The organism is Sphingobacterium tabacisoli (assembly GCF_017908035.1).
Lineage (GTDB): Bacteria > Bacteroidota > Bacteroidia > Sphingobacteriales > Sphingobacteriaceae > Sphingobacterium > Sphingobacterium tabacisoli.
In genome coordinates, this window is the sequence record NZ_JAEQMU010000001.1 from 317,698 (window position 1) to 340,044 (window position 22,347).

A 22,347-nucleotide genomic window follows, 5' to 3' on the forward strand; every position below is an offset into this window, starting at 1 on the left:
TAACATTTTCACTTTTTAACTTTTACTTTTTAAATTTTAATATGTCTTCTATACTATCGAATGAAAGACCTCAACCTGATCAGGTGTTGGTGGATATTGCGGATTATGTGCTGGATTATAATATAACAAGTACGGTCGCCAAAAGGACTGCTTTTTACTGTTTTCTGGATACGCTGGGATGCGGCTTTGAAGCATTGACTTATCCGGCCTGTACGAAGCTCATGGGACCTGTGGTCGAAGGGACGATGGTACCAAACGGTGCCAAGGTACCAGGTACGAATTATCAGTTGGATCCTATACAGGCAGCATTCAATATCGGTGCAATGATCCGTTGGCTGGATTTTAATGATACCTGGCTAGCAGCCGAATGGGGGCATCCATCGGATAATCTAGGAGGGATCCTTGCCGCTGCGGATTGGATAAGCCGTACGAATGTGGCAAAGGGGAAAGCTGCGCTTAAGACGGATGTTGTTCTGGATGCGATGATTATGGCGCATGAGATCCAGGGTGTCCTGGCATTGGAAAATGCCTTTAATAGGGTTGGGCTGGATCACGTGCTATTGGTCAAGGTGGCCTCGACAGCAGTAGTCGGTAAGCTATTGGGACTGGATCGTGAAGAGTTGATCAATGCGGTGTCCTTGGCATTTGTGGATGGGCAGGCACTGCGTACCTACAGACATGCTCCGAATACCGGAAGCCGCAAGTCCTGGGCAGCAGGGGATGCAACCTCGCGCGCAGTACGTTTGGCATTGATTGCCAAAACAGGGGAGATGGGGTATCCTTCGGTGTTATCTGCACCTATATGGGGTTTTTACGATGTGTCATTTAAAGGGCAGGAGTTTAAATTTCAACGGTCATATGGCTCTTATGTAATGGAAAATGTGCTGTTCAAAATTTCATTTCCGGCCGAGTTCCATGCGCAGACAGCGGTGGAATGTGCTATGCAGTTGCATGCGCAATTGGAGTCTTATGGACGGTCGGCAGCTGATATAGCGCGTATCACTATCCGTACACATGAGGCGGCTATCCGTATCATTGATAAAAAAGGACCATTGCATAATCCGGCAGATCGGGATCACTGTATACAGTATATGGTCGCTGTGCCTTTGTTGTTCGGCAGACTTACGGCCGAGGATTACGAAGATGCAGTGGCACTGGATCCGCGCATAGACGAGTTAAGGGATAAAATGGTCTGTGTGGAAGATCCACAGTTTACAAAAGACTACCATGATCCAGAGAAACGTGCTATCGCCAACGGGATTACGGTGGAGATGAAAGACGGAACGGTATTGCCTGAAGTGATTGTAGAATATCCGATAGGGCACCCTAGACGCAGAGAGGAAGGGATACCTAAACTTATCGAAAAGTATAAACGTAATCTAGCTCGGATCTTTTCCGAGAAGCAACAGCAGCAGATCTGCGAGTCAACCTTGGATTATGATACATTCATCGCTATGGATGTCAATGATATGGTCGATCTGATGATGAAGTAATGTCATTTACTGCAGACCTGAGGAACGATGATAATAGTCGTCATTGCGAATGAAATGAAGCAATCTCCTTGTAGTAAGGGATTGCTTCGCTTCATGTTATTTCGCTATCAATGACGGATTACGGTGAGCTCGCAAGCTCGGTTTGGAAACTATCTCGTTATCCCGAAATCGGGACAAGTAATCGACCGAAGTGGAGATATCTAGAAACTATATATTAACCCTATACAGTTGATAGACCCGTTCGATTCCGCTCCGCTACACTCAGGGTGACGTTACTTTTACTGTTATCAGGCACCTGTACAATCCGGATGAAAAACCGGTACAGGCTCGTTAACTTCATAACTAGATAACACGTTAACTAGATAACTCCATTAACCTTTCTCCCGTAAAGAATCCGGAATCTCCCACTGTTCACCTTTGTCGGCAAATTGCTCACATTCCTGAACGAACTGAGGCAAGCCTACCTGATCGATATGCTGGAATACACCGCCAGTATGAGGGGGATACCCGATACCTAGTATAGAGCCTGTGTCCCCATCGCTTGTACTGTCCAGAATGCCTTCTTCTAGGCAGCGGTAACTGTCTAGCGCCATTACGTGCAAGAGTCTTTTCGCTATTGTTCCCCCATCGACAAGGGGAGCAGACGTCGGCAATGTCGGGTCTTTCCATAGGGTTTTTGAGTCTCCGTAGTTATAAAAGCCCTTACCTGTTTTGCGCCCCGATCGGCCTTGAGCAATCAATGTTTCTAAATAGCGGTATGCTCGCCGTTGGCTGTTACTCAGTGATGGGAGTTGGTCATAGACATGCAGCATCAGCGGAAGGGAGATCTCATCCAACACCGCGAGTGGGCTGGCTCCGAATCCCGCCTGACGGGCTTCTGCCTCAATCATTTCGGCAGGTATACCCTCCAGTAGCATGCTGATGGCTTCAAGCAGGTAGTTGAAAAAAACGCGTGAGGTATAAAAACCGGGACCATCGTTGACGGTGATTACCGTTTTGCCCAATATATGGGCTAATTGTGTAGCCTTTTCTACCGTTTGTGGACTTGTTTCCTTGCCTCGGATGATCTCTACGAGTTTCATCCGGTCTACAGGTGAGAAGAAGTGCATGCCTATAAAGTTTGTCGGATCTTGACTTGATTCGGCTAGCTCACTGATCAGAAGGGATGTGGTGTTGGAAGCAAAAAAGGCTCCGGGCCGAAGACCGGACTGCGATGCTTCAATCACAGTCTTTTTCAGGTCCATATCTTCGAACACAGCCTCAACGATCATATCCAGATCGTGGAATGTATCGTAATCGGCCACGGGGTGGATATTTGCTAAGAGTGGTGCCATTTGCTCGGCTTGCATTTTTCCGAGTTCGATGAGCTTTAGGCAGACACGTTCGGAATAGGATTTGCCCTTCTGTGCCTGCTCGATGGTTACATCTTTGAGCAATACCTGGATACCGGCCTTTGCCGCTTCGAAGGCAATTCCGGCGCCCATCATACCAGCACCAATAATACCTATACGGGAAAAATTAAATGGAGTGTGTGACATAGTGTTATGTATTGGTCTTGGGTTGATACTGGATGTCATCAATGGCTATCTTAGCAATGATTTCGAGCATGATCTCGGATGTGCCACCGATGATGGTCCCTACGCGTACATCGCGGTACAGTCGGGCTATCTTATAATCTTCGGTAAAGCCATAGCCACCGAATAGCTGTAAACACTGACTGACGACTCTGACAGCGAGTTCACTGGCCTGTAATTTGGCAATGGAACATTCTTTAACAGCATATTCACCCTGTTGCTGTAGGTCGCAGCAATGCTGTATAAATGCTTTGGTTGTCGTGATATCGGCTACCATCTGAGCGACACGGTGACGTAGGGCCTGAAACTCCTGTAGCTTTCTACCAAAGGCTTCGCGTTGTCGCATATAGTCCAGGGTGTAGTCCAGAGCAGATTCTGCGGTAGCTAAACTGTGTATGGCGGCGGTGAGGCGTTCTAACTGTAGTCCGCCCATTAGATATTTGAAGCCGGCGTCTTCCTCTCCGATGAGATGGGAGACCGGTACTTTGACCTGGTCAAAGCCGAGCTCGGCAGTATCAGAGGCCAGCCAACCCATTTTTGTAATCTTGGTAGCCGTTACTCCAGGGCTGTTGCGGTCGATAAGGAGCAGGCTGATTCCCTTGTGTCCTTTTTCGGGACTTGTTTTTACAGCGGTAATAAAGAAATCGCCATAATAACCATTGGTGATAAAGGTTTTTGAACCGTTGACTAGATAATAGTCTCCTTCCCGACGTGCTGTTGTTTTGATGTGTTGGACATCCGATCCCGCTCCAGGTTCGGTGATAGCTACGGCACTGATGAGATCGCCGCTCAATACCGGACGTAGGTATTTTTGTTTCAGTTCTTCGGATGCATGTTTCAATAGGTAGGGAGCCGACATGTATTGGATGACTAGGGCGGATATGGTAAATCCACCCGAAAAGCAATAAGACAGCTCTTCGCAGAGTATCATGGAAAAATAGAAGTCTAGGTCGAGCCCGCCATATTCTTCGGGATAGTTGAGCGCCATAAAGCCCATATCGCCCATTTTCTTCCAGATCTCGCGATCTATCTGTCCTTGCTGTTCCCAACGATCGACGTGAGGAAGGATTTCTTTACGTATGAATGTACGTAGTGTCTCTCGGAATGTTTCGTGTTCTGCTGTCAATAGTGATGCCCGCATATACGTTTAAGTTTACTGGTTATAACCTCCCGATGGTGTTTTGTTAATAATTCGGGATAATTGCTAATTTAGCCAAAAAGGTTTTGTATTTCCTATTTATTTTGATATTTAATACTAAATTTGTTGCTTATCACAATGGAGCGCTTCGTTTGCACACTGTGAGTGTTGGGGCAATCCCAATTATAAACTTTTAAATAATCATATATAGGGTTTTACGTTATGTCAAGAAGAGTATTTATCGTTGCCGCACAGCGAACTGCCATAGGTGGTTTTGGGGGTGGATTGTCCGGTCTGTTGGCCACAGATCTGGGTGCTAAAGTCGTCGAACACATTTTAAAAGATATTCAGGTGGACGCCAATGAGGTGGATGAATTGTTGATGGGAAACGTTATACAGGCGAATCTAGGTCAGGCTCCGGCAAGGCAGGTTGCGAAAAAAGGTGGACTGCCTGATCATGTGCCAGCAACGACCATTAATAAGGTCTGCGCGAGTGGCATGAAAGCAGTAGCATTGGCGGTACAGGCCATTCGATTGGGAGATGCCGATACGGTACTGGCCGGAGGGATGGAGAGTATGAGTCAGGCGCCATACTATGCGACATCAACAAGGTGGGGAGCCAAGTTTGGCGATCAGACACTGGTGGATGGACTTCAGAAAGACGGTCTCTCTGATGCGTACAGTCAGGATGCGATGGGGGTGTTTGCAGAGTTGTGTGCGGATAAATATTCGATAACACGGGAGGCGCAGGATGCCTATGCTATTTCTTCATACCAGCGCAGTAAGGAGGCTTGGGAAGCGGGTAAGTTTAAAAAGGAAGTTGTCCCGGTGACGATACAAGGACGTAAGGGGGATGTGACGGTAGGACAGGACGAGGAGTTTGGCCAGGTGAATTATGATAAGATTCCTTCGCTGAGACCTGCTTTTAAAAAGGACGGGACGGTTACAGCAGCAAATGCATCGACAATCAGTGACGGTGCTGCGGTGTTGCTTTTGATGAGTGAAGAGAAGATGCAGGCTTTGGGACTGAAGCCACTGGTGGAGGTGATTGCCTGTGCGGATGCAGAACAGGCACCGGAGTGGTTTACGACTACGCCGAGTGTAGCAACGGAGAAGGTGCTGAAAAAGGCTGGATTGACAATTGCTGATATTGATTTCTTCGAGCTCAACGAGGCTTTTTCGGTTGTAGCTTTAGCTAATGCGCAGCTATTGGGTATTGATCTCAACAAGGTAAATATATACGGCGGAGCGGTATCTTTAGGACATCCGCTGGGGTGCTCGGGTGCTCGTATTCTCGTGACGCTGAGCAGCGTGCTGGAGCAGGAGCAGGGGACCTATGGTATAGCTGCGATCTGTAATGGTGGTGGTGGAGCTTCGGCCATGATTCTGAAGCGCGTATAATTAACCAAGAGGCTGTCTAAAAAGCTTGAATTTCTTGTCTTTGCGAGGAAGTATGACGAAGCAATCTGTGTTTTAAGTAAGTTAGATTGCCACACCATCGTTCCTCTGGTTCGCAATGACGACGATTTGTTGCTTTTTAGACAGCTCCTTGCTTTGTTCTGCTTCTTAATCGTTACCAAGTTGTCTTGTTGTAGGCTGCGTCCCAAAACTTAAATTCCATCCGGGAGGCAGTTACGTAGGCGTCCAACATTTGCTTACGAATAGCGTCTGTAGTACGCTCGGCAGCAGCATTGACATAACCTAATGCTTTTTGTACACCTATACCAAATTCAGGTCCACTGTAGGTATTGATCCAGTTTTTGTAGGGATTGTCTGCACGGGTCTGTGTGCTGATGATATAATCACCGACTTCTTTGTAAATGACAAAGCAGGGCAGTACCGCTGCCAATGCGACCTCTAGAGGATCAAAGGCTGCGGTGCTTTTTAGAAAATGTACATAATGGTGGCATACGGGTTCGAGATCTGCTGTTACGCTATCTTTAGGAATGCCAAATTGTGTAAAATAGCTTTCGTGGAGCGCTCGCTCCACTATCAGTGCATTCTTGCCGAAATCGAAAAAATCCAATGCCTGATCGTTGTCCGTGCATTTGCTGCCCATGTAAGCAAGTACACGGCCATAGTGCTCGAGATAGCGGGCATCCTGTTGCATGTAAAACTGAAACTTAGCTAATGGTAGTGTGCCGTTTTTGAGCTCGTGTATAAAAGGCATGTCCAATATTTCCTGATATAAGGGCTGTATGGTTTGCCAAGCTTGATTAGTCCATGTCATATGTTATGAGTTTCTGAGGGTTATGAAAATGATTGAGGGGTCCGCTGCCGTGACCTATAGCGAGGTGCTGGCTGCCCTGTATGGCTTTGTTGACATAGTCAAGCGCATTGCTGACGGCGGTCGGAAGGTCCTCGCCAAGTGCTAGATAGCTCGCTATGGCCGAAGACAGGGTGCAGCCCGAACCATGGGTATTGCGTGTTTCTATTTTTGTGGTGTCAAATTGGATGTCCTGATCTGCACGGAGGAGTATGGAGGAAAGGTCATTGCCCGGAAGATGTCCTCCTTTGACAAGCACAGCCTGACAGCCCATCTGAAGGAGCTTTGCTCCGGCCGTACGCATCTTTGCCAGGCTGTCTACAGGTTCGTTGATCAGGACAGCAACTTCGTCCAGATTGGGCGTGATCAATGTGGCTAGTGGAAATAACCGATCAATACAGGCCTGTATGGTGTCTGCTTGGATCAGGCGGTGTCCACTGGTGGATACCATTACCGGGTCAAAGATAATCGGTCCTCTGTAGTCTTTTAGAAAATCTGCGATAAGTTCTACCAGAGCGGTGCTGTGTACCATACCGATTTTGATAGCAGTAGGATATATATCTTCAAATATGGTCTCGAGTTGATCTTTTATCGCTTGGGTAGGTATCTCGTAGATGCTTTTGACGCCCTGCGTATTCTGTACGGGTAGGGCTGTGAGTACATTCATGGCGTAGCAGCCTAATGCGGAGATGGTTTTGGTATCTGCCTGTATGCCTGCACCACCACTGCCGTCAAAGCCGGCAATGGAGAGTACGGAGGCTACGGTGTATTTCTTTGTTTCCATTACAATAGCTAGTTTTTGATTTTTTGCTTTAAGGCGAATGCGGCCTCTCTGGGATTGTCACTGTGGCATATAGCGGATACGACGGCCATACTGGAGGCTCCGGCCTGGTGTGCCTGGGCAATGTTGGATTCGTTGATATGGCCAATGGCGATCAGTGGTAATGGTGTCAGAGTCTTCAGCTGCCTGATGCCGGAGATACCCCATTCGGTAATCGTGTCTTTTTTTGTATCTGTACGGAACACGGGGCTCACCCCTAGATGATGTACATACTTGATCTCGGGAGAATCCAACTGTGAGAGGGATTCTATAGACCATCCAATGCGAAATTTGGTTCCGTATCGGGCTACAATCTCACTGGGAGGGGTATCTTGCTGTCCGACATGTATGCCCCAAGCATCCACGGCAGCGGCTATATCAACAGCATCGTTGATAACCAGGGGTACTTGGTATCGATCTGTTATTTCCTTTAGCGCCTTTGCTTTTTTAATAAACTCCCGATAATCTGCATTTTTTTCGCGTAGTTGTATAATATCAACACCACCAAGGATGGCCTCCTCAGCAACCTGAAGCCAAGGTAGGTGTATGCAGTCCTGTTCGGAGAGGACCAGATACAGGGGGTACGGAAAGTTAATCTCTTCGGACATAGCGCTGTATACTAAGTTCGCGTTGTAAGGTGGGGGTATCCAGGTTGTAAAGGGCGTCTAACAAATGCATTTGTAAGCTTCCGGGACCTTTAGCGGTTCGTGCGGCCAGCTCGCCCGTCAGGCTTAGTACAGCGACTCCAGCAATAGTTTCCTCGACGGTGTTGTTGCGGAGACCCAAAAAGGCTCCGATGAGCGCCGAGGAGGTACATCCCAGTCCTGTAACTTTTGTCATCATGATATGGCCATTGTGGACTTCGATGATTTCGTTGGCAGAGACGATATAATCAATCTCTCCAGAGACACATATGATGGCATTGTAGCTGTTCTGAAGCTTAATAGCGGCTTGGAGGGCGGTGGAACTGTGGGCAGTACTGTCTACGCCTTTTGTGGTAGCCTGGCTGAAGCCGGCTAGAGCCAGTATTTCGGAAGCATTGCCCCGGATGACGGTCGGTCGTAGGTTCAAGAGCCGTTGGAGTGCATCATTACGGAGTGCGGAGATACCAGCACCGACGGGGTCGAGGACCCAAGGGCATCCTATGGTTGTGGCATGGGATGCAGCTTGATACATGGATTCGATCCACGATGCGCTAAGTGTGCCTATATTGATCACTAAAGACTTGGATATTTCCACTACGTTTTTGACCTCGGCAGGACTGTGTGCCATGACCGGAGATGCGCCCAATGCCAGTAAGGCATTGGCGGTGTTGTTCATCACTACCAGATTGGTGATGTTGTGTACCAGAGGATTGAGCTCTCTTAGTTCCTCTAGTTGTTTAATGATAGAATGTGCCATGTGTAAGCCTGATTTAAAAAGATATATGTTTTTAAAGGCTTTAAGGAATCATTGGCAGCAATATAATATATTGTGCCTTTTGGATAGGTTCTTGCTTTTCCCTACGACGGTACCAACCGTGTCAGGTTCAAAGGGTCTATCTCAGTCCATAACAATGGACACCCCTAAAGCCAAAGTAAAGATAGCCTTTTTTAGGAGGAGTCAGTACTTATCTCTGTCATATTGGAGTCAGTTCGCTGGCGGGATGATATCAGAAATCACTGGAAGCAGGGAGGGAGGAAGCTAACGGAAATTGTTATTTTTGTAGCTATATGATGTACTGGAGAATAGTTTTATTGCTGCTGGTTGCGTGTTGTACTAAGGTGAGCGCACAGGAAATAGATGCCGCTAGGTTGATCGGTGTATGGAAATTGGAGCGGTCGGGCTTTGTCGAGGAGGGAACGGAGGTGATTAAGGATTTTGATGCTTGCCGTCTGTCTCGGAATTTTGTGTTTAGATCGGATAATACGGTGGACTATACTTACTATGAGGGAAATCTGGATACCTGTTATGTAGCGGAGGTGGAGACGTATCAGTGGAAGTTGGAAAGGGATACACTGGTGCTCGAGTCGCGGGGATATTTTGGATACTATCTCTTGCAGATGGAGGAGAAGGGGAACCTAAGAATGGAGGCTGTCAAAGAGGAAAGCACAGCAACGGGGGATGAAATGCTAGATAAAATGTTGAATACGGTACATTTTGATGTGTATCGCAAACAATCAAAACCTGTAAACTGTGCGGACTGCCGGGTGGTTTTGAAATTATAACGTAAGGTAAAATAGATATGAAGAGACTGTTTTTTTGTTTGGCCCTGATGTGTACATTAGGGCTTGTGAAAGCGCAAAAGTTGGAGGTTAAGATCGTGCAGGATGGAGCAATGGTGTTATCTAAGGATGACGTGTATATGCTCTCTCCAAAGACATTTTCCTTGGAGATCAAGTCTGCCGGAGTAGAGGGCTTTTTGGTAGGGGTGACGACAGACGAGTATATTTATAAGTCTGCATTGGGTGAAGCCGACCTGGAGGTGATGTGGTTTGAGGAGACGGGGATGGCTGAGTCTTTGTTTAATGCCGATAAGGAGGTGTTTGTCAACAATGAAGCGCCAAGCTATTGGTATTTTACTTCAACAAAAGATCATCGCTTTGATGTAGGGGCTAAAGGAAATGATAAATTGTGGAAGGCTACCCGGACGGTCAATAGCTTCTATTATATGGATACGGAAAAAACGGTAGATGTCCGAAATATGAAACAACCGGTGTATTTGTTCTTTTATACTCCGACTTATGATGAGTCCTATAATCTATTGGACAAAACCTGTGTTTTTAAAGCACAGTTGTTATGGAAATAAGTTTTACTCTGGGACGATGATTGGGGATAAGTTGCTAGGCTTAGCCCCATAGTTCTGTATCATCTTGTGATTGACCTGTTCTCCTATAGGACAAAGGTTGTTCAGATCGATTTTAAGGGATTTACTGTCAATTACATATACTCTTTTCTGTTCAGAAGCTGTTTCTCCATAAATGGTTATTTTGAGAAGGGCTTTTATTTTTTTTGCCATACTACAATTGTTTTGGTGCTGTGCGGCAAATATCATAAATATCTATTTAAGAGGACGAGTAGAAGACGAGTAGAAGACGAGTAGAAGACGGGTAGAAGACGGGTAGTGCTCGGGTAGTCTAGACTATTTGTCCAGCAATTGTCCCTTTGTGGTCTAGGGTGTTAAGCAGTTTTATCATAAGTTAATATTGTATTTTAATACAAAAGGCCTACCTTTGAGGCCCAAACGATTAACTTTTTGCTTGTTTGTCATCCATTAGATTGACATCATGACAATATTTATCTTGTAATGAAGCTATATACTTATTTTTTTGCAGTTTTTCTTGGAATGATCTATATGGGAACGGTCTATTCCAAAGACTTTGATCCTGTTGTTTTTGCAAAAGAAATTGGTGATTTGAATGATAAGCAGGAATTTGAAAAAGTGATCTTAAAGCTAGAGCATATCCTGAATGATAAGGGAGCTACTGCTTATGCACGGTATAATGCCTACTTACAAAAAGCATTGACCTATAAAAGACTCTATAACTATACGGGGGCATTAAGAAATCTAGATCTGGCTGTTGCGGAACCTGTACCTGATAGTCTGAGGGAGGAGGTTGCTTTTAGAGTGCAGATCGAGCGTCTATTTGTTTATTTTGACCTGCAGGAGCACAAAGAGTTTGAAGCGATCTTTAAATCGATAGACAAAAATAAGTTGAGTCTGCTCCCTGCTGAAACACAGTCTTTTTTTATTTGTACACTCGGTGTCCTCGCCATGCGGAATAAGGATTATGCCGCTGCGGATAAAGAGCTGAATCGTGCTATCGAAATCCAAAAGGCTGATAATCCGAAAAATCTCCCCAGCATATACCGTATTAAAGTTAGGCTGTTTCAGGAGATGGGTAATCACGACGCCGCGTTGAAAGCTTACGAGGATGGAATGTCCTATGCAAATCAATACGATATGGCAATCTATAAGATAATTATGGATGAAACCATAACCCGGTATTATGAACATATCAAGGATTATGAGAATGCCTTGTATTCACAAAAACGGGTCAGTGTAGCGCGGACTAATTATAATGCGAATAACCAGGTCGGTAAATTGAACTTGATCGAAAATAGTCTCCTAAAAGAACATAAGGATTTAGAAATAAAGAGTGAACGTTATTTTAAGTACTATCTGATAAGCTTTACGTTTGTTTTACTGCTGTTGCTATTGGTATTATACCTTCTGTATAGGGTTAATAGGCAGAAGCGTATTCTGGTGGAAGAAGATAACGAACGTATGCGCACCACATTGCAGCAAATAGCATCAGAAAGTGAAACACTGGAAAAGGCTAAACTTGAGCTTAAAGATTTTTCGTTTACATCCCGACAACAGGAGATTATCGATTTAGTCAATCAGGGTAAGACCAATAAAGAAATTGGGGTGATTTTGTTTATTTCAGAGAATACCGTAAAATACCACTTGAAAGCGATCTACGAGATATTGGGTATCGATCGACGATCCGCGTTGAAAACAAGCTTTTCGTCGATCCCCAAAGTAGATTAGTTATTCTGTTAAGCACGAACTAAGCCATACTCGATGGCTAGTTTTATGGCTGAGCTTAAGTTGGAGGTCTTGAATTTTTCGATGAGGTTTTTGCGGTGACTCTCTACCGTGTGTGGGCTGATAAATAACTTTTCAGCAATTTGAGCAGTAGTAAGTCCCATAGCGGCTTCAACTAATATTTCTTTCTCTCTGCGGGTGAGTTTTGGAACGCTGCTGAGTCCATCTTTCGCTTTCTTGTCGATTATTGTCTTGGTCTGTGAACAGGTAAAACGATTGCCATAGAGCACAGTCTTGATCCCTGTTAAAATCTCTTCTACTCCGGCATTTTTTTGGATATAGCCGAGGGCGCCTTCCTGAAAGGCTGTATTGATAACAGCATACTCGTTGTGCACGCTCAGTATAATGATCTGCATTGTAGGATATTGGCTACGGAGTGGCTTGATGAGGTCTATTCCATTGCTGTCCGAAAGATTAATATCGAGTAAAAGTACGTCTATGGGGTGGTGCTGTAAACCGTCTTTTAGGGCTGTAGCGCTTTCGTAACAGCCCATAATCTGTAGGTCTGTATCTTGGGATAAAATGTTTTTTAAACCCTCTAGTAATAAGGGGTGATCATCGGTGATTGCGATTTTAATCATGTGTAGTCTTTTTAGGAAAATAAAACTCGATACTGGTACCCAGTTCTACGCTTGATTGAATATGCAAATTGCCATTTAAAAAGCGTATTCTAGAGTTGATGTTGTGCAAGCCTGCACTATTGTTGTTTTTTAATTTATCTATTTCAAACCCTCTGCCGTCGTCTTCTACGGTAATGCTGTAGCGTTCTTCCTCTTCCACTAGCTGTATAATAATTTGATGTGGAGAGGCGTGCTTGATCGCATTGTTGACCAATTCCTGGATGATTCTATAGGTAATCAGTTCCTGTTCCTTGGTCATGGGGAAGGTATAGTGTAGGAATTGTACATCGATTTCGATGTTGTCATTGGACATGCGGGAAGCATAATCTGCTAAAGCTTCTTCTAGGCCATAGTTCTGTAGCAGGTCTGGCATTAGATTGTGGGCCACCCGTCGTAACTCATCCACAGCTATATCAAGTTGGTCGATTGATTTGGAAAGTTGGTTTTTTACGGTAGGGTCGGACTGCTCAGTAATATGGGATAGATGCAGTTTTGTGCCAGAAAGGAGACCACCTAGACCATCGTGTAAATCTCGGGCCAGGCGTCCGCGCTCTTGTTCCTGTCCGTCGAGCATAGCTGTTAAAGTGGAGATGTTGGATCTTTGCTTTTCCTTCTCTAGCTCAAGATTATGCAGTTTTTCGCGTTGCTTCATATGACGGGTGCGTTGCCTGTATGCATACAGCAATACAAGTAGTAACAAAAAGGAAGCAATCATGAGGACCGTGTAAAAACGGTTTATGTTTTCGCGATAGGAGAGTTCCTTGCGATAGTTTTGTGCTTCATTGGCTCTTGTCTCACTTTCTAACTTGGAGAGACGGAGGGCCTGCCGCTGTTGGTCCCCCTCCATACGGGAAAGCTCTAAACGTTTGAGGTTATTCTCGTCGCGTAGCTTTAGATTTTCTAGTTCTTGTCGCTGCTGTAGGTCAAGGACTTGCATTAATTGTAGTTTCTGCTCCTTCTTCTGGGTCTCTAATTGAAGATTTTGGAGCTCCTGCATTTGTTTTTCTTTCTCATACTGGGCCTCAAGACGTCTGCTCAGGCCAAGCTTTTCTTTGTTATAGATGCTTTGGAAAGTTTCTAGGTAGAGCTTGTAGTAACGTAGGGATTCTTTATAGTCTTTGTCCCGCTCACAAATGTCACTCAGATTTTCATATATACTCAGCAAGATGTGTTGATCAGCAAGAGGATCATTACCAATCTCTTCTAACGAGGATAGGAGAAAGGCTCTGGCTTTATGAAAATCACCGTCTTGTTTAGCGAGTTCGGCCTGTATACCATAAGACGAAGCAATATGGTTTCGTTGCTCCGAAGCCTGCCCTTGTGATTGTGCTAGTTGTGCGTAATATCGGACCCTCTCCTTGTATGTGTTGGGATAGAAATGTAGATAGAGATTGGCGAGGTTGTTGGCGACAAAAGATAGATTGGATACAGTAGCGAAAGACTGTTTGTTTTTGTCGTATAGATCTATTGCTTTGAGATAATATTTCTCGGCCAGATCCCGGTGTTTTTCTTGGTGCGGATTTTGGGTAAACTGTTGCTCGTGCATATATCCCATGGACATATAGGCTTCAAAGATAGCCGAAAGATCTTTTTGCTTAAGGGCAAGCTGAAGTGTCAAGGTTCCGTACTTTTCCTGTAGTTCATACTCATTCCAATTGGCGTATATAGAGGTCAGCTCCTTATAAACGGAAGATTTTCTAGAATCTAAAGATGCGGAAGGAGGGGCTTTGTCAAAAAATTGTGTAGCCTGTAAGAAGTTACGTACGGCCTCCGCTTCTTTATTGTTTCTTGTGGCGAGCCAGCCTTCACCATATTTTACATAACCTTTTGCCTCTGAATCGTTAGTTTTTGTCGCAAAAAGTCTGGCCTTTTCAATATTTGTTTCCGAGGTGGTGATGCGTTCTAAAATACGATTATTAATAGCGAGGACGGTGTAGAGATAGGCCGCGTATTTTCCTTCAGGGAGCTTCGAGGCCTGTTTAATATTTTCTTCCAGAATAGCGATTGCTTTGTCCTGTTGGTTGTTAAACAAGAGTGCCTGGGCATATTTTCCTGTTAATTGGAAACGTGGTATGCTGGCTACTTTTGTCTTATCATAATCTGTTTTTAGTTGTTGTAATAAATCTTGGGCGTGACTGCTGTGCGGACATAAGAAGAGGAATGTCATGCTAAAAATGCATATAACGTAATGGAGGATATGTCTTATCACTTTTTCTTTCATGCCAAATAGCATTGACTTCTTCAAATCAGTAAACGAATATAAGTTTTCTATTGGAAATAAAACAGCACCGCTGTAGTGGTAGGGTGTGGATAACCGCGGCGTAGAAATAGACTCTTCCGCTAATTACCTAGCGGAAGAGTGCTGTTTATTTAGTTTTGTGCTACATCGATACGTTGACCTTTCGTATTGATGTAATATATGTCTTCTGTTTCTTCATCTTCTGCTACGGCAGCCATGTCGTCAGAAAAGGTATTTGCGAATGTAAATTTAAAAGGAATGACTGTTTTTCCATTTTCATCAATATAGCCATATTTACCATCTTTTTGTGCTAAGATGATATTACAATCCAACGATAGTGAAAGAAAGTCAAAACCACCTACTACTTTTTTCTTCTGCGCTATACTGTTTAAAACATATTTTTCATCTTCTATGGTAGTGAAATTGTGTTTGTTGTATTCAAAGATGACATCATATTGGGCCGGAACTACTATTTTCTGATTTTGATCGATCAAACCACTTTTGTCATTTAGAGTGATTGTTGCATATCCTTGATTGAAGAATGAGATCATGTCATACTTTGCTGGAACATAGATTTTTCCATCCTTGTGGAGTAAACCGTATTTTTCGGTTTGGCCGAATAGGTATTGCTGTGTGCCCTCATCATAGCTGAGGTAGTCATATTTGCACGGAACCAATAGTTTGCCATCTTTGTCTATGGCGCCATATTTCTCCTTGTCGTCGATAACGACGGACACATTATCCTCCGTAAATGCACTTATATAGGTGTACAATGGTTGTGTGATTGCATTACCTTCTCCGTCTCTCATCCCGTATAATACACCGTCTTCATCAGCGTACACGAAGCGGTCTTCGGTAAGCTGCTCATTCATACCATTCATGCCTTCGTCCTCCATTTCTGTATAATTGTCCGGTATTTCGAATAGGCTGTTGTCTACATTTTCGGATACAACTTTGGTGGCTGTGAAAGCGTAGTCACCCAGTTTCAATGATAGAACGGCTCCTTTGAGTTGCTTGAAGAAGGAAAATTCGCCCCAGTAAAGGTTAGGGATGTCTTCGGTATACCAGATTTCGATAGTGGTATTTTCGTCTTCTCCTGTGCCATAGTCAACTTTGACGGTAGCTAGTTTGCAGTTGTAGCCGGCAATTTTTTTCTGTTTACCTGCAACCAGTTCTACTGGTAAAATGTACTCTTCCTCATCGTCTTGTAAGCCGTCTGCGATAATTACATACTCTTCAGAATCAGGTAGCAATGCGAAAGCTGAATTTTCATCTTTGTTTCCAACATATATGATACTTCCCATCATTGCATTGTCAACTCTGAAGTGACTTTTATTGACCCATGCTTTGATAAGCGATTCGTTGTTTTCTGTAGTGGAACTTGCATCAGTTATGACGCGATAATCAATCCGAAATGATTTTTGGGATTGTGCCCAGATACTTGTACATAGTAGAAGTACCATAAAAAGGGTTAATGTGAATTTTTTCATCTTTCTGTTAAATTACGAGGCAAATATGCTAATAGTTTCGTCTTTTTTCTATCCCCGATAACAGGTAATTTTTATTTATCGGTATTTTTTGTTGAATGTATACAATAATGAATACTTACTTTTGTAGTATGAATAAGATTGAAGAGATTAATGCCTACATTCATGAGGAAAGGGAGCAGCTTTTGACCCATCCTTTGTATTCCAAAATTAAAGGTATAGCAGATTTGCGATTGTTTACAGAGACGCACGTCTATGCTGTTTGGGATTTTATGTCACTGTTGAAGAGTCTGCAACGTCGCTTGACCTGTGTACGGGTGCCGTGGATTGCGTCGGATTATCCAAATACGAGATATCTTATTAATGAGATCGTGCTGGCGGAAGAATCGGATGAGTATATCGATGGTAGCAGGTTGAGTCACTATGAAATGTATCTGGATGCAATGCGGTCTATGGGGGCAGATACGGGTGCTATTGAGCAGTTTGTTTCTATAATCAAGGACGGTGTGAAGGTGGAAGATGCTATTCGTAAAATGGATATAGATGTACGTATCAAGGAGTTCCTATTATACACTTTTGATGTTATTTTTAATGGAGGTGATCATGAGGTCGCTGCGGCATTCACCTTTGGTCGTGAAGACTTGATACCGGGAATGTTCAATGCAATATTAAAAGAAATACAGCTCCAGTTTCCGGATACGGATTTGCAGAAGTTTATATATTATTTTGAGCGTCATATTGAGTTGGATGGGGATGAACACGGGCCATTGGCTATGCAGATGATATTGGAACTTGGTGGTACAGACGACTCTAGGTGGGATGCAATAAAAGCGGTGTCAAAAGAGGCGTTGAGGAAAAGAATCGCCTTATGGGACGCGATATACGATGCAATTGATAAGGCATAATACAGTAATGAAAAAAGGTTTTCAAACGGGGAGAATGAAAACCTTTTGTAACCAATTATAAACCTAAATTATGATAGTACAAATATAGGTGTAATATGTACACTAACAAAATGTTTTGTGCTGTTTTTTTTATCATGACATGATGTTGACATTTTTAATTTTATGAGGACGATTTTGATTTTGTTGTTTTTTCTGTTTAATCAGGCGCTATCTTTTGGACAGACGAGTCGTTTATTGTTTAAAACGACATTTGGTGAGGTTAAGGTGGTGCTGTATGATTTTACGCCTAAACATAGGGAGTTAATTTTGACAGCCATAAAAGAAGGAACCTATGCCTCATCATTTTTCAATAGGATAATATACGATTTTGTAGTGCAAGGGGGCGAACATGACATCGATATCGAGAAGCGGGAGTCTGCGGATCCATTAGGGGTAAAGCCTCGTCTGAACCCGGAGTTTGATGAACGGGCTTTTCATAAAGTAGGAGCGTTGGGGGCAGGACGGGATGGAAATCCAATGAAAGCGTCGTTTTTGAATCAGCTTTATTTTGTGGTGGGAAAATCGGTCTCTGCTGAAGAACTGGACAAGTTAGAGCTTAAGAAGGGAATAAAATATACGGCAGGGCAGAGAGAGTACTATTTGAAGTATGGCGGGCAACCTAGGCTGGACGGTGATTATACTGTTTTTGGCGAAGTGTGTGAAGGATTGGATGTGCTGTTGAAAATCAGCAAAGTAAAAACGGATAGCCTAGACTATCCAATCGAGCCAATCAAATTTACACTTACTGTTCTTGAATAAAATTTTATTTTTTTTCAAATTATCCGCTCAAAGCGACATCTAAGGTCATCATGATGACAAAACCCGCAATGAATCCCAGCGTGGCCATGTCTGAACTTTTGTTCTGCTGAGCTTCAGGGATAACTTCTTCGACGACAACGAATATCATGGCTCCTGCTGCAAAAGCCAATGCGTAGGGGAGAATAGGGGTAAACGCAGCAACAGCTATAGCTCCGACTACTCCGGCAATTGGTTCTACTATCGCTGAAAGCTGTCCGTAGAAAAAGCTCTTTCTAGCACTCATTCCCATTCTTCTCAGTGGCATGGCAACAGCAATTCCTTCCGGAAAATTCTGTAATCCTATACCTATGGCCAATGCGATTGCGCCACCTATGCTGGCCTCTGGTATACCGGCAGCTACACCGCCGAATAATACACCAACAGCCAAACCCTCCGGAATATTGTGTAGTGTAATAGCTAACACGAGCAAGGTGGTTTTTTGCCAAGGTGTCTTTATCCCTTCTACCTGTTTGAAGTTGACATGAAGGTGGGGAAGTATTTTGTCTAGTGCAAAGAGAAAACCTGCTCCACCAAGAAAGCCCAATACGGCAGGGAGTACTTTCTGGAAACCTTCGCCCTCGCTCATATCAATAGCTGGTATGAGTAAACTCCAGATACTGGCTGCGACCATGACGCCGCCTGTAAAGCCGAGCATGCTGTCCATAAATCTTTTGTAGGTGTCTTTGGTGAAGAATACAAGAGATGCACCTAGGGCGGTCACAAGCCAGGTAAACATAGTAGCATAAAAAGCGGCCCATACTGGGTCCGTATGTTCTAAAAAAGAAATGATGGAATCAAACATGCAAGCTTATTAATGATAGATTCATTTGTTCCACAAAAATAGGGAGTTAGACTATAGGAATAAAGTTTTTCTCAATAAACATCTTAGTATGGTCTAATATTTTGTAGATTTGTGTATGAACTCAGCTGTAGAGGAAAATTATCTTAAGGCTCTATTTATGTTGTCGGGCACAAAAGGAGAGGCTACTGTCAACGAGGTTAGTCGTTTTTTAGATATAAAAATGCCTACTGTAAACAGTATGATGAAGCGGCTCTCTGAAAAAGGGTTGGTGATTCATGAGAATTATAAGCCACTTAGGTTGACAGAAAAAGGACGCTTAGAAGCTGCTTTGGTAGTGAGAAAGCATCGATTGACCGAAATGTACCTTGTAGAGAAGATGGGATTTGGATGGGAAGAGGTACATCATATCGCAGAGCAGATAGAGCATATCCATGCTCCGGAGTTTTTTAATAAAATGGATGCACTTCTAGGTTATCCAACAGTTGACCCGCATGGTTCTCCCATACCAAGCAAAGAAGGGGATGTCGTCGTAAATCCATACTTCAAATTGAGCGATTGTATCGTCGGCGAACAAGTCGAGTTGATGGCGGTTGGTCAATCTTCAGCATCGCTATTGAAGTACTTAAATACACGAGAACTTGCTCTAGGGGTGATTATTCGTATCGACGAGATAGAATCTTTTGATCGCAGTATGCATGTGAGTTATGCTGGACGTACTTCGGTTGTGCTTACATCTTTGGTATGTGATAGTCTTCTCGTTCGTAAGCAGGATAAATAAAGTTTTCTTACTTTTGGACTTTTAAAAGTCGAATTCTATGTCTGATCAAACATCGCTATCTCGGTTTTCGAGTTACGAAAGGACTGTTATTTTTTTATTGGCTATTACCCAGTTTACGGTGGTTCTTGACTTTATGGTTATGTCTCCTTTGGGAGATATGCTAGTGAAGTCTATGGATATTAACGCCTCTTCGTTTGGGAATATTGTATCAGCTTACGCTTACAGTGCTGGTATATCAGGTTTATTGACCGCAGGATTTGCAGATCGCTTTGACCGAAAGAAATTACTTGTGTTTTTCTATATTGGTTTTGTAGTCGGAACGGCTTTTTGCGGTTTAGCGGATAGTTATGCAACGATTGTGGCAGCTCGTATTATTACGGGCTTGTTTGGAGGAGTAATAGGATCAATCTCTATGGCGATATTGACAGATGTATTTCCTATGGAAAAACGTGGCCGGGTCATGGGCTTTGTGCAAATGGGATTTGGGGCCAGTCAGGTATTGGGAATACCTATTGGTCTATATGTCGCCAACCACCAAGGATGGGAGGCTCCCTTTATTTATATAGCGGGATTTTCTGTGCTGATATTGATCGGGATCGTCTTGCTTCTAAAGCCTGTGAACGCTCATTTAATGAATAATACAAGCGATCGGAATGTACTTTCGCATCTGCTCACCACACTTAGACGCAGCGCCTATCAGCGTGGGTTTTTGACGACCTCATTGCTGTCGTTGGGTGGTTTTATGATGATGCCTTATGGAACTATCTTTGCTGTTAATAACCTTGATGTTCATGAAGATCAACTTCCAATTCTTTTTATGGTTTCGGGCTTGGTTTCGCTTTTGTTTATGCCGATGATCGGCCGACTGAGTGATAGGTTTGATAAGCTGAAGCTATTTGGTGTTGGTAGTATATGGCTTATCATATTCTGCTTGATCTATACTAATTTAAACGGTGTACCTTTTTGGTTGGTATTGGTATTGAATACAGGAATCATGCTGGGCGTACTGTGTCGTATGGTACCGTCTATGGCTTTGATTTCTGCTGTACCGGATGATAGTGATCGTGGTGCGTATATGAGTATTCAAGCCTCCTTGCAACAGATCGCAGGAGGGATTGCCGCGACGATAGCGGGGCTTATAGTTTATCAGAAAACTTCTACATCAGCATTGGAGCATTATGATATTGTGGGGTACGTTGTTGCAGTATGTGTGCTGTTGACTTTGGTTCTGATGTATTACATTAACCGCTATGTGCGTGCCAAAAATAAAGTGACTGCTGGTCACTAGCATATTCTGAGGGATGAGCTCTGTAGACGTTTGGTAGGGAGACGTGGATGTTGATTATTCACTTTTTCGCAGCGCGGGGGAGGTAAAGTGGCTTTTTAACACTAAAATAACAATAGCCCTTAGCTTTATCCATTTATAATGGATATGTTTGCCGGATTTAGCCGATTAATACGTCTTGTATTAAGAGGTGGATTGTAAAAGCGAACAAAATAGCGTCATGATAGCGGACATTGAAGATAAAGAGGTGGGTGACCTCTATAAAACGGGGATTATCCAACAAACGGCTTATTGGTCTAAGGTTAAAAAGCTCCAAGGCCTGCAGTCAAAGGCTTTTAATTTTAAAACTAAGGTGTCGGATTTGTATACCGATACGGATGATATGAGTTATTTTGTAGGTGACCTTCTGGTTATCTTACAGGCTGTGGATGAGGATCATTGTATCGCATACGTGCCCTACGGACCCGAAGTGGAACCGTCTGAAGAAAATCAGGGATATTTCCTAGAACAATTGTCCGAAAGTCTACGTTCTCAATTGCCAATCAATTGTATTATGATTCGATATGACTTGTCCTGGGAATCTCATTGGGCAAAAGACGATGATTGTTATGATTTGCATGGTAACTGGTTAGGGGTTCCTGAGCGTAGGATTCAGGAGATGCGCCTTAATTTTAATACGGAGCACTGGAATCTGCATAAGTCAAATACCGATATTCTGCCTTCAAATACGATTTTTATGGATCTGAAACGAGACGACGATATGTTGCTGGGGAGGATGAAATCGAAAACTCGTTATAATATAAATCTCGCAGCACGGAAAGGGGTGCGTATTCGCTCGTTGGGACTGGAGAGCTTAGAAGTGTGGTATGACCTGTATAGGCAGACGGCCGAACGTAATAATTTTTTTCTGCACGATATTAATAATTTTAAAATCATTCTTTCGGCTCGTGCTAATGATACGCTTTCGCCAGCAGAGGTGTATTTGTTGGTCGCAGAAGTGGAGGATAAGCCCTTGGCAGCAATGTTTTTAGTGGTTTCTGCCAACCGGGGAACTTATCTCTACGGAGCGTCGGCTACTGAAAACCGGAATTATATGGCTACATATGCATTGCAATGGCGGGCGATGCAGATCGCTCGAGAAAAAGGTTGTACGGAGTATGATTTTTTTGGTGTTGCGCCTCAGGCAGACCCCTCACACCCTATGTATGGGCTATATCGGTTCAAGTCTGGTTTTGGAGGTGATATCTATCATCGATTGGGTTGCTGGGATTATCCTTTAGATAAACAGAAGTATCAGTATTATATTTCGATGGAGTTTAAAAACCAAAGCTACCACCTTAGTTGATTTTAAAACATTCAATGTAGACAGTAGTCTACATACTTCATATAAAACAGAAGGTGTCTAAAAAGCTTGAGTTTCTCGTCTTTGCGAGGAAGTATGACGAAGCAATCTTTGTTTTAAGTAAGTTAGATTGCCACACCATCGTTCCTCAGGTTCGCAATGACGACGAT

21 protein-coding genes and 1 riboswitch are annotated in these 22,347 nt (G+C 43.6%); of the genes, 10 read left to right on the plus strand and 11 right to left on the minus strand.

The window, feature by feature from the left end:
• Nucleotides 1-41 precede the first annotated feature (41 nt).
• A complete protein-coding gene (locus tag JKG64_RS01175) occupies nucleotides 42-1,493 on the plus strand; it encodes a bifunctional 2-methylcitrate dehydratase/aconitate hydratase (protein ID WP_210352511.1) in 1,452 nt (483 codons plus the stop codon).
• Between the two features lie 371 nt (nucleotides 1,494-1,864).
• Here the strand turns inward: JKG64_RS01175 and JKG64_RS01180 are convergent, their stop codons facing one another.
• Together JKG64_RS01180 and JKG64_RS01185 are read right to left on the minus strand one after the other, a co-directional pair.
• Entirely contained in the window at nucleotides 1,865-3,031 is a 1,167-nt protein-coding gene (locus JKG64_RS01180; RefSeq protein ID WP_246512450.1) for a 3-hydroxyacyl-CoA dehydrogenase family protein, read from the minus strand.
• A gap of 4 nt (nucleotides 3,032-3,035) precedes the next feature.
• A complete protein-coding gene (locus JKG64_RS01185) occupies nucleotides 3,036-4,208 on the minus strand; it encodes an acyl-CoA dehydrogenase family protein (protein WP_210352513.1) in 1,173 nt (390 codons plus the stop codon).
• 219 nt (nucleotides 4,209-4,427) lie between these two features.
• Here JKG64_RS01185 and JKG64_RS01190 point away from each other — a divergent pair, with 219 nt between their 5' ends.
• Entirely contained in the window at nucleotides 4,428-5,606 is a 1,179-nt protein-coding gene (locus JKG64_RS01190) for a thiolase family protein (protein WP_210352514.1), read from the plus strand.
• A 172-nt stretch (nucleotides 5,607-5,778) separates the two neighbouring features.
• Here JKG64_RS01190 and JKG64_RS01195 read toward each other — a convergent pair whose 3' ends face one another.
• From JKG64_RS01195 to thiM, 4 genes are read right to left on the minus strand one after another with little or no spacing between them, the layout of a single operon-like run.
• A complete protein-coding gene (locus JKG64_RS01195; protein WP_210352515.1) occupies nucleotides 5,779-6,435 on the minus strand; it encodes a TenA family protein in 657 nt (218 codons plus the stop codon).
• The gene (gene thiD / locus JKG64_RS01200) at nucleotides 6,422-7,255 is read right to left on the minus strand and encodes a bifunctional hydroxymethylpyrimidine kinase/phosphomethylpyrimidine kinase (RefSeq protein WP_210352516.1); all 834 of its coding nucleotides are present in this window, start codon (nucleotides 7,253-7,255) and stop codon (nucleotides 6,422-6,424) included. Before thiD ends, JKG64_RS01195 begins: the two co-directional genes overlap by 14 nt.
• 8 nt (nucleotides 7,256-7,263) lie before the next feature.
• Complete coding sequence (gene thiE, locus JKG64_RS01205) at nucleotides 7,264-7,899, minus strand: thiamine phosphate synthase (RefSeq protein ID WP_210352517.1); 636 nt, start codon at nucleotides 7,897-7,899, stop codon at nucleotides 7,264-7,266.
• Nucleotides 7,883-8,692, minus strand: coding sequence for a hydroxyethylthiazole kinase (thiM, locus tag JKG64_RS01210; RefSeq protein ID WP_210352518.1), 810 nt, complete (start codon nucleotides 8,690-8,692; stop codon nucleotides 7,883-7,885). Before thiM ends, thiE begins: the two co-directional genes overlap by 17 nt.
• Before the next feature lie 81 nt (nucleotides 8,693-8,773).
• A riboswitch (TPP riboswitch) is annotated at nucleotides 8,774-8,868 on the minus strand.
• 135 nt (nucleotides 8,869-9,003) lie between these two features.
• Between thiM and JKG64_RS01215 the strand changes: the two genes are divergently transcribed.
• Nucleotides 9,004-9,498 carry a lipocalin-like domain-containing protein gene (locus JKG64_RS01215; protein WP_210352519.1) on the plus strand — a complete coding sequence of 165 codons (495 nt, stop codon included), beginning with the start codon at nucleotides 9,004-9,006 and terminating at the stop codon, nucleotides 9,496-9,498.
• Between the two features lie 17 nt (nucleotides 9,499-9,515).
• Nucleotides 9,516-10,079 carry a hypothetical protein gene (locus JKG64_RS01220; RefSeq protein WP_210352520.1) on the plus strand — a complete coding sequence of 188 codons (564 nt, stop codon included), beginning with the start codon at nucleotides 9,516-9,518 and terminating at the stop codon, nucleotides 10,077-10,079.
• Between the two features lie 3 nt (nucleotides 10,080-10,082).
• Here the strand turns inward: JKG64_RS01220 and JKG64_RS01225 are convergent, their stop codons facing one another.
• Nucleotides 10,083-10,289, minus strand: coding sequence for a hypothetical protein (locus JKG64_RS01225; RefSeq protein ID WP_210352521.1), 207 nt, complete (start codon nucleotides 10,287-10,289; stop codon nucleotides 10,083-10,085).
• 288 nt (nucleotides 10,290-10,577) lie between these two features.
• Here JKG64_RS01225 and JKG64_RS01230 point away from each other — a divergent pair, with 288 nt between their 5' ends.
• The gene (locus JKG64_RS01230; RefSeq protein WP_210352522.1) at nucleotides 10,578-11,825 is read left to right on the plus strand and encodes a tetratricopeptide repeat protein; all 1,248 of its coding nucleotides are present in this window, start codon (nucleotides 10,578-10,580) and stop codon (nucleotides 11,823-11,825) included.
• A gap of 8 nt (nucleotides 11,826-11,833) precedes the next feature.
• Here the strand turns inward: JKG64_RS01230 and JKG64_RS01235 are convergent, their stop codons facing one another.
• The 3 genes from JKG64_RS01235 to JKG64_RS01245 form a co-directional block, all read right to left on the minus strand.
• Nucleotides 11,834-12,463, minus strand: a complete 630-nt coding sequence (locus JKG64_RS01235) for a response regulator transcription factor (RefSeq protein ID WP_210352523.1) — start codon at nucleotides 12,461-12,463, stop codon at nucleotides 11,834-11,836.
• Entirely contained in the window at nucleotides 12,456-14,669 is a 2,214-nt protein-coding gene (locus tag JKG64_RS01240; RefSeq protein WP_210352524.1) for a tetratricopeptide repeat-containing sensor histidine kinase, read from the minus strand. The genes JKG64_RS01235 and JKG64_RS01240 overlap by 8 nt, the downstream gene beginning before the upstream one ends.
• A gap of 203 nt (nucleotides 14,670-14,872) precedes the next feature.
• On the minus strand, nucleotides 14,873-16,231 hold the full coding sequence (locus tag JKG64_RS01245) for a WG repeat-containing protein (RefSeq protein ID WP_210352525.1): 1,359 nt from the start codon (nucleotides 16,229-16,231) through the stop codon (nucleotides 14,873-14,875).
• A 128-nt stretch (nucleotides 16,232-16,359) separates the two neighbouring features.
• Here JKG64_RS01245 and JKG64_RS01250 point away from each other — a divergent pair, with 128 nt between their 5' ends.
• Both JKG64_RS01250 and JKG64_RS01255 read left to right on the plus strand, forming a co-directional pair.
• Complete coding sequence (locus JKG64_RS01250; RefSeq protein WP_210352526.1) at nucleotides 16,360-17,133, plus strand: DUF3050 domain-containing protein; 774 nt, start codon at nucleotides 16,360-16,362, stop codon at nucleotides 17,131-17,133.
• 162 nt (nucleotides 17,134-17,295) lie between these two features.
• The gene (locus tag JKG64_RS01255; protein WP_210352527.1) at nucleotides 17,296-17,931 is read left to right on the plus strand and encodes a peptidylprolyl isomerase; all 636 of its coding nucleotides are present in this window, start codon (nucleotides 17,296-17,298) and stop codon (nucleotides 17,929-17,931) included.
• 19 nt (nucleotides 17,932-17,950) lie between these two features.
• Here the strand turns inward: JKG64_RS01255 and JKG64_RS01260 are convergent, their stop codons facing one another.
• On the minus strand, nucleotides 17,951-18,772 hold the full coding sequence (locus tag JKG64_RS01260; RefSeq protein WP_246512451.1) for a ZIP family metal transporter: 822 nt from the start codon (nucleotides 18,770-18,772) through the stop codon (nucleotides 17,951-17,953).
• Nucleotides 18,773-18,887: 115 nt separating this feature from the next.
• On the opposite strand from JKG64_RS01260, the gene JKG64_RS01265 reads away from it, so the two are divergent.
• The 3 genes from JKG64_RS01265 (at nucleotide 18,888) to JKG64_RS01275 (ending at nucleotide 22,180) form a co-directional block, all read left to right on the plus strand.
• Nucleotides 18,888-19,550, plus strand: coding sequence for a metal-dependent transcriptional regulator (locus JKG64_RS01265; RefSeq protein ID WP_210352528.1), 663 nt, complete (start codon nucleotides 18,888-18,890; stop codon nucleotides 19,548-19,550).
• Nucleotides 19,551-19,587: 37 nt separating this feature from the next.
• Entirely contained in the window at nucleotides 19,588-20,838 is a 1,251-nt protein-coding gene (locus JKG64_RS01270) for an MFS transporter (protein WP_210352529.1), read from the plus strand.
• 217 nt (nucleotides 20,839-21,055) lie between these two features.
• Nucleotides 21,056-22,180 (plus strand): lipid II:glycine glycyltransferase FemX, encoded by a 1,125-nt coding sequence (locus JKG64_RS01275; RefSeq protein ID WP_210352530.1) that lies wholly within the window; start codon nucleotides 21,056-21,058, stop codon nucleotides 22,178-22,180.
• Nucleotides 22,181-22,347: the final 167 nt, after the last annotated feature.

Excerpts from the sequence above, each read along its gene's own strand:
- JKG64_RS01255 (WP_210352527.1), top strand. The coding sequence starts at position 17,296 with ATGAGGACGATTTTGATTTTGTTGTTTTTTCTGTTTAATCAGGCGCTA.
- JKG64_RS01265 (WP_210352528.1), top strand. The coding sequence starts at position 18,888 with ATGAACTCAGCTGTAGAGGAAAATTATCTTAAGGCTCTATTTATGTTG.
- JKG64_RS01250 (WP_210352526.1), top strand. The coding sequence starts at position 16,360 with ATGAATAAGATTGAAGAGATTAATGCCTACATTCATGAGGAAAGGGAG.
- JKG64_RS01240 (WP_210352524.1), bottom strand. The coding sequence starts at position 14,669 with ATGACATTCCTCTTCTTATGTCCGCACAGCAGTCACGCCCAAGATTTA.
- JKG64_RS01230 (WP_210352522.1), top strand. The coding sequence starts at position 10,578 with ATGAAGCTATATACTTATTTTTTTGCAGTTTTTCTTGGAATGATCTAT.
- JKG64_RS01195 (WP_210352515.1), bottom strand. The coding sequence starts at position 6,435 with ATGACATGGACTAATCAAGCTTGGCAAACCATACAGCCCTTATATCAG.
- JKG64_RS01215 (WP_210352519.1), top strand. The coding sequence starts at position 9,004 with ATGATGTACTGGAGAATAGTTTTATTGCTGCTGGTTGCGTGTTGTACT.
- JKG64_RS01270 (WP_210352529.1), top strand. The coding sequence starts at position 19,588 with ATGTCTGATCAAACATCGCTATCTCGGTTTTCGAGTTACGAAAGGACT.
- JKG64_RS01220 (WP_210352520.1), top strand. The coding sequence starts at position 9,516 with ATGAAGAGACTGTTTTTTTGTTTGGCCCTGATGTGTACATTAGGGCTT.
- JKG64_RS01190 (WP_210352514.1), top strand. The coding sequence starts at position 4,428 with ATGTCAAGAAGAGTATTTATCGTTGCCGCACAGCGAACTGCCATAGGT.
- JKG64_RS01185 (WP_210352513.1), bottom strand. The coding sequence starts at position 4,208 with ATGCGGGCATCACTATTGACAGCAGAACACGAAACATTCCGAGAGACA.
- JKG64_RS01175 (WP_210352511.1), top strand. The coding sequence starts at position 42 with ATGTCTTCTATACTATCGAATGAAAGACCTCAACCTGATCAGGTGTTG.
- JKG64_RS01235 (WP_210352523.1), bottom strand. The coding sequence starts at position 12,463 with ATGATTAAAATCGCAATCACCGATGATCACCCCTTATTACTAGAGGGT.
- thiM (WP_210352518.1), bottom strand. The coding sequence starts at position 8,692 with ATGGCACATTCTATCATTAAACAACTAGAGGAACTAAGAGAGCTCAAT.
- thiD (WP_210352516.1), bottom strand. The coding sequence starts at position 7,255 with ATGGAAACAAAGAAATACACCGTAGCCTCCGTACTCTCCATTGCCGGC.
- JKG64_RS01260 (WP_246512451.1), bottom strand. The coding sequence starts at position 18,772 with ATGTTTGATTCCATCATTTCTTTTTTAGAACATACGGACCCAGTATGG.
- JKG64_RS01275 (WP_210352530.1), top strand. The coding sequence starts at position 21,056 with ATGATAGCGGACATTGAAGATAAAGAGGTGGGTGACCTCTATAAAACG.
- JKG64_RS01225 (WP_210352521.1), bottom strand. The coding sequence starts at position 10,289 with ATGGCAAAAAAAATAAAAGCCCTTCTCAAAATAACCATTTATGGAGAA.
- thiE (WP_210352517.1), bottom strand. The coding sequence starts at position 7,899 with ATGTCCGAAGAGATTAACTTTCCGTACCCCCTGTATCTGGTCCTCTCC.
- JKG64_RS01180 (WP_246512450.1), bottom strand. The coding sequence starts at position 3,031 with ATGTCACACACTCCATTTAATTTTTCCCGTATAGGTATTATTGGTGCT.
- JKG64_RS01245 (WP_210352525.1), bottom strand. The coding sequence starts at position 16,231 with ATGAAAAAATTCACATTAACCCTTTTTATGGTACTTCTACTATGTACA.